This window comes from Nitrosomonas sp. Nm84 (assembly GCF_003201565.1).
Taxonomy (GTDB): Bacteria; Pseudomonadota; Gammaproteobacteria; order Burkholderiales; family Nitrosomonadaceae; genus Nitrosomonas.
This window is the reverse complement of sequence record NZ_QJJP01000017.1, coordinates 29,383-46,236: the sequence shown is the minus strand read 5'-3', so window position 1 is coordinate 46,236 and position 16,854 is coordinate 29,383. Positions and strand designations below refer to the sequence as shown.

Here is a 16,854-nt window from a genome sequence, read left to right as displayed (position 1 = left end):
GCCTTATCCATCATTTACCCCCTCCTTGCGAAATATTGTTCATACCCGCAGATTCCTGAGCCTGACCCTTTTCAATAGCACTACGTAAAGCATCCGGTCCCGTACTTCTTGCCGCTGCTAACCGATCGGCTGCCAGTGATCCACCATAAGATGCAACAGCTGCAGCGGTACCTGCCGCTGCCATAAAACCACCGGCGCCATAGCTGCCAATTCCAGTGCTCGAGCCTATGCTACTACCCGTTATAATGCCAGCCAGTAACGATGGTAATCTGGAAATCAATACAAAAAATGCAATCGTAAAAATCAGCATAACCGCCAGTTCTTCATAATTCATAACATTTTTACCCATTTTGGCGTAAAAACTGGATAACAGATCACTGCCAATGCCAACGATCAGAAGCATCACAAATAATTGAATACCGATACCCAGGACTGTTTTAAAGTAGTTAATGGCGATGTCGGATGTCCAGCGCGCTCCACCAAAACCTAAAAAGAAGATACCTGCATACATGAGTACCCAGGATGAGATCAGCAAGAGCAACATATTGACTGCAATTACAGCCAGGATAATTAAAATAATCAACGAAATAACAAAACCCATCAAACTATCCATAGGCTGCATGAATGTAAGACTATGTGTTGCCTGGTTCCAGATTAAAACACCTATATCCATAATACTGGAATGACTGGCACCACTCGGCAAACCGGCGGCAGTTCCACCTAATTGCTGCATCGAATCTATGATAGTGCCCGCAATATTGTGGCCCGATACGGCATTGGTCAGCAGCCAGAAATAAAACCCTGTAAAAATAATGAAACGAGTAAATTCAGCAAAGAAATCTCCTATATCGGCTTTACGCAATAGCATCATGCCAAATGTCCAGACCATTGAAATCAGCACCAACGTCCAGAACAAACGCTCGGCTGCAGCCTGGATAATATTTTGCCAGGATTTAACTTTGCCTTGAAACTTATTAACAACTTGATCCAAAACACTTTGATTGGTTGCTGGATCAATATAGGCAAGTTCGGCAAATGCACCAGCAGAAAAGAACAATAGAAAAAATAGGAAGTAAAAGGTAACTGGTGTTCTGAACATCTTATTTACCCCTTTATTCATAGAGTGCACAATTATTCTTGCGATCCGTTTGTAGGTTGTTGAGATATTGGTGTTTCAAACCAACTCTTTCTTTCTGGCATTTCACTTAATTCCTTCTTTGGCTCCTTCAATTCAAGCTTGCCATCGCCATCCTTATAACACCCTGACAAAAGCAGCAAAGACAGTAAACATATAACTGCAATACTCAAATCACTCTTTTTCATCGATATCTCCTTAGATTAGTGTTTTAAAAAGCGTCTCTTACCGACCAATTTCTACCAGCAGGTAATATTTCAGGACTCAATCGCTTGGTTGCTGCCTCACGCGCGGCCTGTTGCATGGCTTTTTGATCTACCTCAGCCTGATTTTTTGTATTGAAAGCATTGTGCTGAGCTATCAGCATTTGACGCATTTGCAACAGCTGATTCGCTTGATAGGCGGCCAATTGATTGGCATACTGAAAAGCTTCCATTTGCCCTTGAGCTGATTGAGTTTTTTGCTGTAAAAGTTGCAAATGAGCCGCATCCAGAGGAATCTGATTTTGATGCTCACTAAGCCCTCGTAAAAGGGAATCATTAGCATGTTTTTGTGAGTCTGTACTCGTGTTTTGTCCATCCTGTAATAGTTTCCAGGCGGAATCGCTACATTTTTCCTCTAAAGTGAAACAAGATGAGCTACGGTAATATTCGACATTACGAAACCGTTGCATGTAGCTGTCTAGACCTCCATATTGTTGTTCATAATACCGTATGGAATTGGATAAATTTATTAGCTTAGTCATGGTGTATTCTACCTTCGCCCATACATAAGCCGGTGGTGCCAAAGTATTGCGAATCATGTTTTCATACTGCTGTAACTGGGTTCTGTATTGCTCAATTTGCTTTTCAGTTTGATTGATTGCTTCAATCGCTGTAATGGTGGATTGTTTTACATTTGCCATATCTATGACAGCCATTCCACCGGCTTTATTGATTGAGGAATAGCTTAAAATACCCAGGCTTAATGATATTGCGATCCACTGAATAGCTAGATTTTTACTATTTATCATAATCGAATGCTCCTGCATTAATAATCAAACGACTGATAGGGTTTAGAAAACTTCATATCTTTGGTAACGATGATGTTAAAGCGATAGCCCGGCCTGATTTCAAGCGTTGGGGATATATTCAGGTTCTTACGGATAAGATTGGCTGTCACCAACCCCAATTGCTGACCCAGCGATTGGCTCATGATGCTACCGGCATTTTGCCGCCCAAAAGCACCTCCTGAATCACGCTGACTGTAAGTTGAACCGGCCACAATGGCCGACATAATCAAGGCTGAACCAAAGATGCGCAGGTAATGGTTATTGACCTGATCGCGAAATCCCGAATAACCCACCCCATCAGCACCCGGCATGGCACCAATATCCATGGTCTTGCCATCCGGAAAGATGATGCGCTGCCAGGCGACCAACACACGCGCCTGACCAAACTCCACTTCGCTGGAATACGTACCCACCAGCCTTGAGCCTTGCGGAATCAAACGCCATTTACCAATAGGGGAATCATAAATATGCTGACTTACCTGTGCCATGATCTGGCCCGGCAGACTGGAATTAATACCGGATATCAGCGTTGCCGGGATGACAAATCCAGTTTGCAAGACATACGGTGTGGGAGGTTTTTTGACTTCACTATCCAGATTCCAGCGTGCATCCCCTTTTGCCGAATCAAAACGAGAATAATCTTGAGCCTCTCTGCCAACATCATCATCCAGCAAACGAGGGGCGCCATCGTTCATGAATTCATCACCCCTACCCGCTCCCATTCCTCCCGCTACACTTGACTCCCCATCCTGTCTCAACCGCGCCAGACGCGCATGATAGGCAGCCGTTGGATCTTCCCGCAGGTTTGCATCGATCTGTTGACGCACCGATGCCAATTTTGCCAACATTTCCTCGCGCGTTTTAGGTGCACCAGTATTGGTTAAATCCGGCGATGATCCTGTACTTCTGGGTGCAATCACATTCACATTTGTTTTGGCCTTGATCGCTTCTTCCAGTTGCTGACGTTTCAGCATCCGAATATGCTCGATGTCAGCATGATGCGAGGGATCAGTAACTGCATTCAGGGTTGGCGGCAGAGGCGGCCTATCCAAGTCCGATGGCCGCTCGATAATGATTCTCTGAATGGGTGATTTTGCGGCTGAATCCGAATTTATAGATTGGGCTTTAGGTTCTATGATGCCGCCGATATAGTCTTTGGCAATGAGTGAAGCAAAGGAATTGCTCGACTGAATATCACTATTGGCAGCAGAATCGTATTGGCCTCGCTCAGCTGCGCGATTCATGGCGACGATCATCATAAGCAACATGAATATGAGCATGATCGCGCCAAAAATTACAATCGGAAGGTTATTGACGCGCCGCACACCGGCGCTTCTTGCGACTACATCCGGCGATGAATCGGGTGATAAGAGTTTTGAATTGGTCGACATCTACCTCACCCCTTATTCTTTTCTTACCCAAAGACCGGCAGGATGAACACTGTCGGCCTGTGCCACAAATGCACGTGACAATCGCGTATCGTCAATCGTAATATTGACATGATACAAATCACCCGACTGGTCAATTATGTAACTCAAGGCTAATCTTGCCGGTTGACTGGCACCATCTGTCTCATGATTAATAGCGATATCCGGAATGCTGTCGCCCATCAGAATTCTTGAAACAAAAAGAGAATTATCAGAATTGATTCTCTCTTGAACCGCAAACCCTTCGAGACGAAGATTTTCTATCAAAGCATGACCAAACGGGTCATTAACCGCATGACGCAGATTAAATTGCGTATTTGCAGCCCGATACAGTCGTACTATTTGTGCCGTCACTTCATCGGCCATGACTTTGCTGTATATGGTTGAAGGATTTTGAATAAAACTGCCATAGGGTTGCGTAGCACAGCCACCCAGCAGCAATAAGAAAATGATAATTAAACTATTGGGTCGCATGATCAATTCCCCCGCGTAATCGTCACCCGGCTTTGATTGCCACCTACACCCGCAATCAACATTGCCTTGTCAAACACGGCATCTACGATATAGCGATCACCTTGCAAGCGGTAATTCACCATGACCGTCTCATCCTCTCTAAACAGCCCGCCTTCCTTAGTTAACAACAGTAAAGTCGGTGCCTCCGTCTGCGCCATGATGCTAGGCATCTGTATGATAGTTTTCTGGCCGTCGTTATAAACCCGCAGCGGTTTCCAGGCGGCATCGCCAGACACTGCATACGCAAAATCCAGATTGCCCAGATATTCCCCGGTTTCAGGAATAGTGCGCGATTTTCTGATTCCCATCGCATGGCTTTCTTTATCTCTGATCGCATCCCATTTAATCAGCGCATCTTCCGGATAAGTAAAACTCACTCTCGGCATAAAATCTCGCCGGTGAGATCGAAGGCGCATGTGATACGTGCGCCGGTTGGTCGTTACTACCAGTGATGTTTCCAGGCCCACATCCAATGGTTTAACAATCAAATGTTGTACCTCAGCAGATCCTTGACCGGTAACCGCCGGTTCAATCAACCAGCGCGCCTGATCGCCCAGATGGATGGAATTAACCTGCTCACCCGGCTGCAATTCGATATCGCAAACCTGCAATACTGCACAGACGATGCTGGGCTGCTGTGAACCAAACAGAAAACGAATGGAGCCACCCGGCCCTGCAACCGGCTTTGTGCCGGTGGGATTAACTGCCTGCCATTTCTTGGCCAGATCAATAGCCGCACGTTCCTGTGGGGTTAATTGCGGGTTCTTATCGGTGAAATACGCATTAGACAGGCCATCGGCATGGATTGGAGCAGCCAGTCCAATGGACAGAATCAGCGTGCCGAGCTTACATAAATCGAATAACGGTTTCATGATGAGCGGCCTCTTTATGTTTGTTTCGACCAGGAGAAATCCTGGATATAAATACCCAGCGGGTTATTGCGGATCTGTTCATCGGTGGTGCTTTGCGTGGTCGGCTTGTTATAGACCCTAAGCAAAGCGCGCATCTTGAAAGGCGGCTCGGTTAAGTGCCCTTGCCTGTCATAGACTTTTTCCAGCCAATCGACCTGCCAGGTCTCCGGTGATTGGGGTATAACCGATATGATTTCAACGTTGACGGTTTGTGTTTCAGCCCGTTTGAAAGGACTGCTGGCTTCACTACTGTTGAACCATTCGTTAGCTTTTGCCGTGGCAGGATCATTATTGGACAGCATGGCATACGCACGAAAGATGGCGCGCCGTTGCAAGGCGATATCCGGTGTGACCATACGCAAATCATTGATGAATGCGGCAATCGATGCATGCACTACGCGCTGATCGGCTACAGCTGCGATATCCGCGCGGGAAACCGCGATGGCTTCACCCAGTTTATTGACCTGCACGACATAAGGGATGAATTTGGATTGACTGCCGATAGCAATGACTCCCCCTACTCCAGACAGCGCAATCAGTAAACAAAGAATGGCCAAGATTTGCCACATATTGCGCGAAGCCTGAATTCCGCGCATGTGATCATTCCAGCTGCGTCTTGCTGACAGATAGGGGTTTTCATTTTCACCTGAGCGGCGACCGCCTTCCATCCCGTCGCCATTGGCACGCACAGTCTCATCCGCACTCGGCTTTAACTTGAATAGTTCGTTGATCATATTCATGCGGCAACTCCATAGTCTGATAACGTTAACCCTTTAATCGCCAACCACTCGTGAACCCAGAGGTCGCCATACTTATCAGATAGGCTCTTGATGGTTGCAATCGATTCCTTATCCGTAGATCCCACAAAAGCCAGCGCTAATGGCCCGAGTGCCAGGTCATAGAGCCGCCTGCCGTTCTCGGATACGGTGTAATATTGCTGTTTGGGAATGGCAGAAGCCAGAATCTCAATCTGGCGCGTATTCAATCCCATGCGCCGGTAGAGTGCCGAAGCATCTTCATCGCGCGCAAATACGTTGGGCAGAAATATCTTGGTGGCGGTGGACTCAACAATGACATCGAGAATTCCGCTGTTGGCGGCATCGGACAAACTTTGCGTTGCCATCAATACCAGGCAATTGTTTTTACGCATGACCTTGAGCCATTCGCGAATTTTGGCGCGAAACACCGGATGACCCAGCATGAGCCAGGCTTCATCGAGGATAATCGCGGAAGGCTGACCATGAAGGCTGCGCTCAATGCGCCGGAATAGATACAACAGCGTCGGCAGTGCGTATTTATCACCGAGATTCATCAATTCTTCGATTTCGAACGTGGTGAAGGTCGAGAGATTCAACCCATCGGCTTCAGCATCGAGTAAGTGCCCCATCATGCCGTCGATGGTGTATTGCCTAAGAATTTCGCGTATAGATTCATCCTGGATCGTCACTGACAAATCCGATAAGGTTTTTGAGCCGCTTTGATGCATGTTAGTAATGGCCTGGCTGATTTCGTTACGCTGCAAAGGCGTGACGGTGATGTTATTTAATTCAACCATTAAACAAATCCATTCCAGCGCCCAGGCACGGTCTCCCTTAGTCTGCAAGAATTGCAGTGGACAAAAAGACAGCGATTCGTCATCCCCTGCTACTGTGAAATGCTGGCCACCCACGGCTTTGGTCAATGGATACATCGATAGCCCCTTATCGAAGCAATAAATCGACATACCCTGGTAGCGCCGCAATTGTGCGGCAATCAGTGCCAGGTGCGCCGATTTGCCCGCTCCGGTGGGCCCGAACATGAAGGTGTGACCTAAATCGCGCACATGCAAATTCAGCCGAAAAGGCGTTGCACCTTGTGTCACGCAGTGCATCAAGGGCGGTGAATTGGGTGGGTACATCGGACAAGGCGCGATAGGTTTTCCAGTCCAGATGGTATTGACCGGCAACAGATCAGCCAAATTCATCGTATTGATGAGGGGTCTGCGCACATTTTCAACACCGTGGCCGGGTAAGCTGCCCAGATAGGCATCCATGGTGTTGATCGTCTCAACCCGCGCGGCAAAGCCCAGATGATTGATTGCTTTCTCTACCTTTCGCCCGGCTTCTTCCAATGCTGCCCGATCTTCCATCATCAGCACAACCACACTGGTATAGTAGCCTTGCCCGACAAAGCCGCTATTGGTCTCTGCAATGGCAGACTGCGCATCTTCAGTCATATTCAATGCGTCTTCATCGATGTTGCTGCTTTGCAGATTAAACACCTGGTCAAAGAATCCACGGATTTTTTGTTTCCAGCGGCGGCGGAATTTTTCCAGATGATTGACTGCTTCATGCGCATCCATAAAGATAAAGCGCGATGACCAGCGGTACACACTTGGCAATTCAGAGAGCAGATTCAACATGCCGGGTGAGGATTCGAGCGGGAAACCCTCAATCGATACCACTTGAACAAAGTTACGGCCGATTTTAGGCACAACCCCGCCCCACATTTCCTGTCCACCGAGCAACGTATCCAGATACATGGGGTTGACTGGCAGCACCATCGGATGATCCAGGCCGGTCACGCATAATTGCAACCACTGTAAGAAATCATCCTGGGTGATGGTTGTACCGTCTTCATTCACCAGCTTGCGGCTTTTTAAGCGCGACAAGTGAAAAACGCTGGATAATCGGGATTCAAAGTTGGTACATTCGCGCTGGAAATATTCCAGCAGTCCTTGTGTTCTGGCTTTCTGATCGGGTGCCTGGGTATCGTCATCAAACATCAGCTCAACAAACTTGCGCTGCGCCAGCATCGGCGGCAAGTACGTCAGTGATACGATAAAGTAACTCTCGTATAGGGTGCCGATACGCTCGAACAGATTGCGCCGCTCCTCGTCAATGGCAGCGGTAACGGGATCGGGATAATTGGAGTGGGCTTTATCGGAATAACCTTGTGCGGGTTTTCTGATTGCATCGACATGAATCATCCAGCCATTGCCTAAGCGCGATAATGCTTGGTTAATGCGGAATGACACCCGCTCGCGCTCAATCTCGGTACTACTGGCGGTATCATCGCCACAAAATACCCAGGCGGCCATCAATGAGCCGTTCTTGCCCACAATCACGCCGTCTTCCACCACTGCCGCATACACCAGCAGATCGGCAAAACCCATTTCTTTTGATCGATGTTGATCCAGTTTTAATTCTTTGCCTGCATCACGGATACGGATAAATAGTATCAAGAGCAGCGCAGCACCGCATATTGCGATCAAGATAGAAATTGCTGCAATCATAGATGCTGTTTCTCCTGCTGGCGGGTATTGTCATGAAAAGGAGTGCTTCGCGCCGGATAGTATTTCTTGTATTGCATCTGGCGCAGGTAAACATGACGCAGTTGCGGATCATTTTTAGCCATCAGTCGTAGCGCAAACAGTGCAAAGACCCACAGTGCTATGCCGAAAAGCGTAGCCTTGAGTTCCATGGCAACAAAGATTGAAGTGGCTGCAATCAGGATAGAAAACATAACCAGTTCCCGGTCGCCACCCATAAACAAGTTAGGACGATTTCCCGATTGACGGATAGGTATGGTTCGAAGCGCCATGATTTGCTTCCTATTCCTGCGGATCAAGGATCGATTCCTGGTCTTGGGGTATTTCGCCCGGAATGACCGCGCCCTGGAATAGATTGGTCATGATGTTGTTGGCACCGACGAGTAATGCCATAACCAGCACGATAAAAATCAGGGTGCGAAAGAATGCATTGAGTTCGCCACCAAAAATCAGAATGCCGCCTGCAACGACAATGCCGACAATCGATAAGGTAAAAGCAACCGGGCCGGTAACAGAGTTTCTGAGATTCACCAGCCAGGTTTCATAAGGAAGCGCACCGCCTGCGCCAACAGCGGCTTGTGCGTTATCGGTTGAAAACAAAAGCGCAAACAGAAAAGCGATTGAGAAGAAACAAAAGAATGGAGAGATATCCCTGATATGAATCAGTTTCATAGACTGGCTCCTATGGATGATTTACAGCTTCTTGATTTGGTAACTTCCTCTTTTAAAACCTTGTACTTCGATAATCTGCTGGATTTTCCTGCCGTGTGGTGTCCGCGTGATATGCACGACCATATCAACCGCCTCAGCGATCAATGGCATGATCTCTTTGGGTGCGTGAGGATTGCGTGAAATCAGGGATTCCAGACGGGTTAGTCCTGATAGCGCATCATTGGCGTGCAAAGTTGCAGCTCCACCTTCATGCCCCGTGTTCCAGGCATCGAGCAAATCCAGTGCTTCCGCTCCTCTGACTTCACCGACCAGAATGCGATCCGGGCGCATACGCAAGGTTGTTTTGAGCAATTGCGTCATGTCGACATCGAGTGTGGTGTGATACTGGACAAAATTCTCGGCAGCGCATTGGATTTCACCGGTATCCTCCAAAATGAAGATGCGCTCATCCGGGTCACTGCGAACCATTTCATTAATAATGGCGTTGATTAGGGTCGTTTTACCTGATCCAGTGCCGCCAATGACCAGTATGTTGCGATGCTTGCGCACCGCATCTTTGATGACATCAGAGTGTCTGGGTGACAACACACCGGTTTCTACATACTGTTCAAGTGTAAAAATCTTGATGGCTTTTTTACGAATAGCAAATGTGGGGGATGAAACAATGGGTGGCAGTTGACCGGCGAAGCGCGAATTATCGAGCGGAAATTCACCTTCAATCATCGGGTTGAATCGATTGACTTCCTTACCGTGGAAGCCTGCAACCGTTTTGATGACTGCCTCAACCTGGGCAGCCTGGATATTTCCGATATGTTGTATCTTTTGACCCAGCTTCTCTTGCCAGATACGGCCATCGGCATTGACCATGATTTCAACCGTTTCAGGATCTTGTAATGCAGACAGTATTTCCCTTGCATCGCGCTCCAGCTTGCTTTTAGCGCGATCTTTAACGGTTGTGATGTGAGGTAATTGATCCTGCAGTGTCATGCGAGTACTCCAACGACTTACACATGACATTACAATATAACGAATATTATTTTAGTGCAACCCTTTTTAGTTATTTTTTAATTTCTTTGCCTCTTTCGATAAGAATGTTCTATTCTTCTTATCCCATTGCTCGACCTGGAAAGCTTCATATTCACTCAGAACGCCTCCTTTCCAAACAAAGCCTTTAGGTAAGCGCTTTAACTTTCGATTGGCCAATGCTTCAAGATCGACTGCATTCATATCCGAGCTATCCAACAGCATAGGTAGTGGAGTCTCGAGCGCCTCTGCAATCGCCTCCATAATCCTGAGCGATGGATTAGCCTTGTCATTCGTCAGATCCGTAAAGAATGCGATGGATACCCCCGCCTTCTTTGCCAATTCCGATTTGGTCACACCTTTTTCATCGAGGATGCGTAGAATATTTGTGATGAGTATCAAATTGTACATATAATAGCCCTGTCATTTCTAGGGTTTAAGCAGCTTAACTAATCGGCGCCATTGTTTTGCAGTAGTTTTGCTGCTATTTTAATCCAAAATAAAAACATAAATTCATTAATTTCAATGGAGGGCTAAATAATAGTTTCGTTATATACATAGTTTATAGATGATAATTAATAAATAAGATATGCATATCAATCATACTTACAAAACCAATCACATCATTGATTTATATCATTGTTATTAGTATTAATCATTGTTCTTATAAGCATATGGATAGAAGGTAGACGAGTAACTGATGAAAAATCTGGAGAATCTTAAAACGTAACCCGTTTTCTGATACGAAAGATCAGGCATTCAATGATAAATTGAACAAGAAGAATAAAGCGCAAAAAACACACTCTGTGGCTAATCAGGCATTGCGGGGTTGAGCTTAGACCTGATCTTTGAAGTACTGCGAAGACAAATTTTTTGCGCGGTTTAGTTTGTTGATGACTGCACCCATAGCCTCTATCTGCCCAATCATTAAATGGACAGAATTATTTGATTCAAATAAATATTTTTGCCCGATATAACGAACACGAGTTAAGCTTAAGATAAAAATGACAGAAAAAAAGAAGGAAAATAAAAATGGGCTTGTTGCGCCTATCGGCGCGACAGAAATTGATATCACGCTGATCAGTGAAGATTTCAATCAACCCAGAAAAGAATTCAATAAAGAAACGTTAAGAGAATTAACGGAGACTGTTAAATTACGCGGGGTAAAATCACCCATATCGGTACGCCCCAATCCGGATAAACCTGGAGCCTATATCATCAATCATGGTGCAAGACGTTATCGTGCCAGTATCGATGCCGGGTTAAAAAACATTCCTGCATTCATTGATACTGATTACAGCGAAGCTGATCAGGTAATCGAGAATCTGCAAAGAGATAATTTAACCTCCAGAGAGATTGCTGACTTTATTGGACGGCAACTGGCAGGCGGGAAAACCAAATCCGAAATTGCCAGGCTGATCGGCAAAACCAATCCTTATATTACCATGCATGCTGCACTTCTTGATTTGCCTGATCCACTAGGAGAAGTGTATCGGACAGGCCGTTGCACCGATGTCACAGCGCTTTATGATTTAACGCGGCTGTATAAAGCCAATAAAGAGGAAGTAATCACCTGGCTGGCGCTCAGTACGCAAGAAGAGATATCACGATTGGATGTATATCATTTCAGTCAATTCTTAAAGCTAAAAAAAACGCCCCCATCTAATTCTGCGGATGATCAAGTAATTAATGCTGAAGGCAAATCGAATACGACTCTCGATAACATCAACGATCAAAAACAAAGCACCTCACTTCCATTGCTGGACTCTATTTACAATCTGATTAAAAAAGACAAACGCAAGCCACATGATTTAATGCAAGATCTATCTAGTGAGAATAAAGAATTTCTCCAAAGCAAAATAAAGAATTATTTTGAGCAGGGCAGAAATTGCCAAAATATCGTTCAATTCACCATTAAAGCATTGCAGGATGGCAGCTTCTCAGCCAAGGGGAGCGGCGCACTGCAATTGATTGCTTTTTTGCATGGTATGGAGAGATCAGAGTCTTTTGATCTCATGAAAATACTGGAAGAAATTGCCGGACAACAGGAAGCAGGATAATTTAATCTTGCCAGTAATCCTACTTATAACTAATTTGAAATGACGACACCCGCAAAGCTACGAATGATTGTAATGAATGGACAAAAGATTCTACAAACTCAGAATAATAATGAATGGGAAACGATTGGCACCATCAAGAAGGTTGATGAAGGTATCAAACCTGGCGTCTACAATATTTACTTGGCTACAGCACCCGTTGATAAAAACCAGTATGAAGGGAAAATTATTTATATTGATAAAGAGAATACTGTTTTTTATCAGCAGGTCAAGAAGGATTTTATTGTGCACCGGCTAAATGCTGTTGATGGCAAACCTGTTGCTGGCAAAGATGTGACAATTCAATATGATGGGGAGAAAGCTACGTTAACTCTAATAGATGTGCTTAAGAATAAAAGAACGTTGAAATTATAAGTGGTTATATTTATACCAGAGCAAACTTAATCTAAACCACGCATTTTTATTCTATGATGCAAATCAGCGTCAAAACATTTACCACATTCAGCAGTCAACGTTGCACTTCGAACTTGAATCCGCCAAGGTTCTTTTTAATCGAAAACACGAAAACAAATCAAAAATAGCTTTCTGCAATTATACTCAAGGCAAAAAATACAGAAGAAGGCTATGTTGAAAGTCAATGACATTCACAAAGGCGCAGCGATTAGTGGGATTGAACCGGGGCAAGTGGTACGCGTCGTAACCTGCTGTGCTTCATAGCGGGTTTGGTAATGCTGCCAATAAAACCATATGCTTTCAGCAGATTGCGGTATGCTTTGCTGGCACCCTGGCTGCCTATCACTGTGATGAATCAATCCTGCGGTTTCCTTCCGAAACCATAGTGCCTGTTCCAATGCATCCAGTACCAGATCCGTTCGCAATGAACGACTCACTCGCCAACCAACAATATACCGGGCAAAAACATCGGTGATAAAAGCCACATAAACAAATCCTGTCCATGTCGCTACAAATGTAATATCCGCCACCCACAGTTGATTGGGCCGGGCAGCTACAAATTGCCGATTAACCTTGTCCTTTGGCCGGTCAAGCAAATCGTCCGCAATGGTTGTCCAACACTTTTTGCCACGCCGGACACCTTGCATCCCAAGCCTCTTCATTAACCGTTCGACCGTACAACGAGCAACACCAATACCTTCTCGCAACAACTGCCGCCATACTTTGCGAGCACCATAAACTCGAAAATTGTCTTTCCATACCCGCTGTATATCAAGTTCTAGTCTCATGTCCCACTTGATACGATCAGGCAATCGATCGGGATCTCGCTCACGTGCTTTGTGCTCGTAATAACTCGACGGGGCAATCCAGATTTCATTGCAGATTGGCTCGACCCTGTATTCTGCTTTGTTGCTATCGACAAATGTCACCATTATTTCGGTCGGCGATCGAGCTCCGCCTGCGCGAAATAGGCCGATGCCTTACGTAATATCTCGTTGGCTCGCTTTAATTCCCGATTCTCCTGTTCCAATTCCTTGAGCCGCTCACGATCCGCAGTCGACAGGCCGCCTCGAATTCCCTGATCAATCTCTGTTCGTCTTACCCAGGTGCGCAACGTCTCCGCTGTACAGCCAATCTTTGATGCGATCGACTTGATCGCCATCCATTGCGATTTATGCTCCTTTTGCTGCTCGAATACCAATCTTACCGCTCGTTCTCGTACTTCCGGTGAATAACTGATTTGGTTTTTCATCTCTTCCTCCTCTCAAATCATTTTATCTCCGGAAATACCGGGGCGATTCAGTCGAATCCATCGCCCACTGATTGAGGCGGCGCGGAAGCGCGCAGTCTCTGCAGTGAGTTGCGAGCTATCTCCTGCGACTTTCAGCACCAATGAACACGGCCTCCGCGAATCCAAAAATGAGAACGACAGCCCTTCTTTAGCCAGACCGACGGAGTAAGGGTGGGCCTGCCCTTGGCATCTACCGACACGTCCCATCGCGGCTTCGCCTCGGCGATGATTAAGAGCTCAATCACATGGCCACAGCCGCACGGACAACGCATGCCCACACACCAGTCCTCGCCATCATCTCGTGCGAGAACAAGATCCCGCCTGGGTAGTTGGGGCGGCAAACTATCGCCCCGAACGATGCGTAGTCTCCGGGGCGGACCGAGCTGAGCCCATATATCACGCAACCACTTCGCTATCTTCTTTGCTATTTTCATCGTATTGGGGCCTTAAATGCCGGCAAGCCCAGCAGTGGTTCGGCGTCACCGCGTGCGAGGAGCTGATTCGGCATGCGCTTGAATGCATCTTCGGAGAAGTGTTCTTCTTCACAGGCCGCCAGACTGAACTGCGTGCGAGCATAGAGACGATTGGATTCCAAGCGGAAGGGAAAGGCGCGCGATATAAACTCATTCACGCAAGCCGATGCCGCGCGCATATTGAGCGTAATCACCGCTGGTGCTTCTTCGACCAGCCCTTTGAGATAGCCGGCGTCGAGTTCTTGCTGGTGCGCATCAGGAGCCACCTTCCGAAGATATTCACCGCGCAGGCTCTCCGGCGTGTACACGCCGCGGTCCTGCAGGGTTGAGCCGCCGGGCTGGACATAGTCGATACGACCGCATACATCTGCGATCGCGAACGCTCCGCCTTTCTTGCGCACGGGAATGACGACACCGACATCAAACAAAGGAAGAAGGAACGCTGCCCCGATCAGGTCTGCGATTTGTCGGGCTTCGAGGGTATCGACACAGCAGAAAACAACATCGGACTGAGCAGCTGCAAGCACTGCATCCCGTGTTGCGATCGATGCCGTCACGGGGATGGCCACGCCTTCGCCGCGATAGGCAGCCACAGCTTCGGCGAAAGCTTCAACCTTTAGCCGATTCGCGTCGGCGTCGACGCGTCTCGAGTTGAGGATACGGTTGAGATTCTTCCATTCGAGACGGTCGAAATCGATTACGAAAACACGCCCAAATCCGAGGCGGGCTAGTTGCTCGCCCACGACTGAACCCGTCCCGGACGCGCCGATCACCGCAGCCGAAAGTCGGCCGAGTTCGGCAGTCATGCCACTGGTAAAGGCGATGGGCCGATCTTCGGGGCCGGTGAAGCTCGCCTCGTCTTCCCACCAGTAGCACAGATCATCCCCAGCGACCGTCACAAGATCGACTGCACGCGCCTGGAGGCTTGGATCATACAGTCGCGCGCGAATTGCACCGTCGGCCGTCATGATGGCCGAACCGTGCAGGCCCCCGAACGCGTGGAACAAGCTGGGGATGACCTTACGGTCGCTTTCGTCGTCTGCATCGGAGAATCCAAACAGTCCGCCGGGGTGCGAATGAATGAGGATCATGACGGAGGCGGTCGACTCGGCTAGGTCAATAGCCTGTTCGAGGTATTCGCCCGGCCACGTGATGGCGTCGCGCTCCCGGCGCTTGCAGGCGGCATATGGAACACAAATGATTTCTCGAACTAGAAAACGCCGCCTCGGACCTGGTGTACGCGTGCAGATCAAGATCGCCGCCGCCTCCAAACCGTCTCGCGGAAAAAGGTGCCGCTTCAACTGAGCATGCAGGGTACCGCTAAAGGCCAAAGTAGTTTCGGGGATCATTCGTCAACCTCCTTGGCGAGTGCAGCATCGACCAGCGCGAGCTGAGTCACCACGCTATCGGTATTGGAGTCCCAAGGCGCCGCTGGACCGCGGTTGCGAGACCAGCCGTGGTATTCGGCACCAAGTAGCACACCCCGAAGCTGGGTACTCGCGATCACTCTGCCAGATGACAATGCAAGCGGTGGATAGGCATAGAAGCCATAGATCTGTGCGCCGGGATAGGTGGGTGGAATTTCCAACGCAACTTTGCTGTGGGAAACGGTGTAGCCGACCGGCAACGGATAGTCATGGAGGAGAAGCCAGCGGCGCTCGGCCTCGACGAGAGTTTCCCACTTCAGGCCAAGGCGATTGAGATGCGCCTCGTCTATGTCGAGTAGAGCGAACGTGCGGCGAGGCACCACCGGTGCCTCGCCGTTGTTAACGTCCTTCGGCGTGAGTCGCAGCTTCTCGATACCCGGCGTGCGCAGGTCAATCACGGTGGTGAGCTCGACTGGCTGTTTTTGCTGGCCGACGACCTTGAGAAAAATATGCCAGCCCTGATCGGGGTTGAACCCGGCCTCAATCAGCGCTTCTCGCACCACAATGGTCGGTGCGAAAAGCTCCAGCATGACGCCCTGGACATTAAGTTTCCACGCGGGCTTGCGGCTGACAAAAGATTCGACACCAGCAGCGTCGAGGTCGACGAGATCTTGGTCATCAACTTGGCGATCCGGCTGATCCTGCCGTTCGAAGTAGATCACTTTGTCAGCCGGTACTTGGCCAAGCTTGCGCAGCAATCCTCCAGAAACAATGCGGCACGGCCAATCGAAACGCTGGCCGTCAATCGTCAGCCGGTAAGCGCGATCGCTCTCGACGATGACGAAGCGTCCCGCCTCCCTATGCAGGTCCACCGTCTCGTTCGGGCGAACGTCTTCCAGATCGCCGGTTGCCAAGACTTGCAGCACGCTGACGCCATCGACCGACTTGAAGCCGGCAGCGATAGCGAGCTGTGCGCCGGTTAGGGTGAAGTCGTCGATACCCACCTGACGATAGGTCAAGGTCTGATCGGCGACGTTGATGGTATGGCGAATTGCCGCACCAACATCTTCGGTAGGAATCCGGTCGTCGCCGGTAGAAGTAGTAGTTTGCATGTGATTACCTTTCTGTTGGCCCTGCGGAATTGCAGATTTCTGGCCTTCAGTTAGTCAAT

18 protein-coding genes, 1 pseudogene and 1 other annotated feature are annotated in these 16,854 nt (G+C 48.1%); of the genes and pseudogenes, 2 read left to right on the top strand and 17 right to left on the bottom strand.

The window, feature by feature from the left end; all coding sequences use genetic code 11:
* Window positions 1-10 precede the first annotated feature (10 nt).
* The 12 genes from trbL to C8R34_RS09810 form a co-directional block, all read right to left on the bottom strand.
* Window positions 11-1,099, bottom strand: a complete 1,089-nt coding sequence (gene trbL, locus C8R34_RS09865) for a P-type conjugative transfer protein TrbL (RefSeq protein WP_013648912.1) — start codon at window positions 1,097-1,099, stop codon at window positions 11-13.
* Window positions 1,100-1,131: 32 nt separating this feature from the next.
* Entirely contained in the window at window positions 1,132-1,323 is a 192-nt protein-coding gene (locus C8R34_RS09860; protein WP_013648913.1) for a hypothetical protein, read from the bottom strand.
* Between the two features lie 23 nt (window positions 1,324-1,346).
* Window positions 1,347-2,147, bottom strand: coding sequence for a P-type conjugative transfer protein TrbJ (trbJ, locus tag C8R34_RS09855; RefSeq protein ID WP_013648914.1), 801 nt, complete (start codon window positions 2,145-2,147; stop codon window positions 1,347-1,349).
* A 17-nt stretch (window positions 2,148-2,164) separates the two neighbouring features.
* Complete coding sequence (locus C8R34_RS09850) at window positions 2,165-3,577, bottom strand: TrbI/VirB10 family protein (protein ID WP_013648915.1); 1,413 nt, start codon at window positions 3,575-3,577, stop codon at window positions 2,165-2,167.
* Between the two features lie 12 nt (window positions 3,578-3,589).
* Window positions 3,590-4,087: a conjugal transfer protein TrbH gene (locus C8R34_RS09845; protein WP_013648916.1), complete on the bottom strand. Its 498-nt coding sequence runs from the start codon at window positions 4,085-4,087 to the stop codon at window positions 3,590-3,592.
* Window positions 4,088-4,089: 2 nt separating this feature from the next.
* Window positions 4,090-4,998, bottom strand: coding sequence for a P-type conjugative transfer protein TrbG (gene trbG, locus C8R34_RS09840; RefSeq protein WP_110340279.1), 909 nt, complete (start codon window positions 4,996-4,998; stop codon window positions 4,090-4,092).
* Between the two features lie 14 nt (window positions 4,999-5,012).
* A complete protein-coding gene (locus C8R34_RS09835) occupies window positions 5,013-5,777 on the bottom strand; it encodes a VirB8/TrbF family protein (RefSeq protein ID WP_110340277.1) in 765 nt (254 codons plus the stop codon).
* Window positions 5,774-8,311 (bottom strand): VirB4 family type IV secretion/conjugal transfer ATPase, encoded by a 2,538-nt coding sequence (locus C8R34_RS09830; RefSeq protein ID WP_110340275.1) that lies wholly within the window; start codon window positions 8,309-8,311, stop codon window positions 5,774-5,776. The genes C8R34_RS09835 and C8R34_RS09830 overlap by 4 nt, the downstream gene beginning before the upstream one ends.
* On the bottom strand, window positions 8,308-8,619 hold the full coding sequence (locus tag C8R34_RS09825) for a conjugal transfer protein TrbD (RefSeq protein WP_110340273.1): 312 nt from the start codon (window positions 8,617-8,619) through the stop codon (window positions 8,308-8,310). The genes C8R34_RS09830 and C8R34_RS09825 overlap by 4 nt, the downstream gene beginning before the upstream one ends.
* Before the next feature lie 10 nt (window positions 8,620-8,629).
* Window positions 8,630-9,019 carry a TrbC/VirB2 family protein gene (locus tag C8R34_RS09820; RefSeq protein WP_110340271.1) on the bottom strand — a complete coding sequence of 130 codons (390 nt, stop codon included), beginning with the start codon at window positions 9,017-9,019 and terminating at the stop codon, window positions 8,630-8,632.
* A gap of 21 nt (window positions 9,020-9,040) precedes the next feature.
* Window positions 9,041-10,000 carry a P-type conjugative transfer ATPase TrbB gene (gene trbB, locus C8R34_RS09815; protein WP_375342120.1) on the bottom strand — a complete coding sequence of 320 codons (960 nt, stop codon included), beginning with the start codon at window positions 9,998-10,000 and terminating at the stop codon, window positions 9,041-9,043.
* A 72-nt stretch (window positions 10,001-10,072) separates the two neighbouring features.
* Window positions 10,073-10,453 carry a helix-turn-helix domain-containing protein gene (locus tag C8R34_RS09810; RefSeq protein WP_110340267.1) on the bottom strand — a complete coding sequence of 127 codons (381 nt, stop codon included), beginning with the start codon at window positions 10,451-10,453 and terminating at the stop codon, window positions 10,073-10,075.
* Between the two features lie 593 nt (window positions 10,454-11,046).
* On the opposite strand from C8R34_RS09810, the gene C8R34_RS09805 reads away from it, so the two are divergent.
* Both C8R34_RS09805 and C8R34_RS09800 read left to right on the top strand, forming a co-directional pair.
* The gene (locus C8R34_RS09805; protein WP_107786284.1) at window positions 11,047-12,102 is read left to right on the top strand and encodes a ParB/RepB/Spo0J family partition protein; all 1,056 of its coding nucleotides are present in this window, start codon (window positions 11,047-11,049) and stop codon (window positions 12,100-12,102) included.
* Between the two features lie 63 nt (window positions 12,103-12,165).
* Window positions 12,166-12,513 carry a KfrB domain-containing protein gene (locus C8R34_RS09800; RefSeq protein ID WP_258364450.1) on the top strand — a complete coding sequence of 116 codons (348 nt, stop codon included), beginning with the start codon at window positions 12,166-12,168 and terminating at the stop codon, window positions 12,511-12,513.
* A gap of 230 nt (window positions 12,514-12,743) precedes the next feature.
* Here the strand turns inward: C8R34_RS09800 and C8R34_RS09795 are convergent.
* From C8R34_RS09795 to C8R34_RS09775, 5 genes and pseudogenes are all read right to left on the bottom strand, one after another.
* Window positions 12,744-13,804 (bottom strand): annotated as a pseudogene (locus C8R34_RS09795) (IS3 family transposase).
* Window positions 13,410-13,526: a sequence feature (AL1L pseudoknot), on the bottom strand. It overlaps the preceding pseudogene by 117 nt.
* Window positions 13,805-13,816: 12 nt before the next feature.
* The gene (locus C8R34_RS17045) at window positions 13,817-13,942 is read right to left on the bottom strand and encodes a hypothetical protein (protein WP_258364449.1); all 126 of its coding nucleotides are present in this window, start codon (window positions 13,940-13,942) and stop codon (window positions 13,817-13,819) included.
* Window positions 13,936-14,115: a DUF6527 family protein gene (locus C8R34_RS17040; protein WP_258195647.1), complete on the bottom strand. Its 180-nt coding sequence runs from the start codon at window positions 14,113-14,115 to the stop codon at window positions 13,936-13,938. The genes C8R34_RS17045 and C8R34_RS17040 overlap by 7 nt, the downstream gene beginning before the upstream one ends.
* A 158-nt stretch (window positions 14,116-14,273) precedes the next feature.
* Window positions 14,274-15,665 carry a ThiF family adenylyltransferase gene (locus C8R34_RS09780; RefSeq protein WP_107786279.1) on the bottom strand — a complete coding sequence of 464 codons (1,392 nt, stop codon included), beginning with the start codon at window positions 15,663-15,665 and terminating at the stop codon, window positions 14,274-14,276.
* Window positions 15,662-16,795: a multiubiquitin domain-containing protein gene (locus C8R34_RS09775; RefSeq protein ID WP_107786278.1), complete on the bottom strand. Its 1,134-nt coding sequence runs from the start codon at window positions 16,793-16,795 to the stop codon at window positions 15,662-15,664. The genes C8R34_RS09780 and C8R34_RS09775 overlap by 4 nt, the downstream gene beginning before the upstream one ends.
* Window positions 16,796-16,854 lie beyond the last annotated feature (59 nt).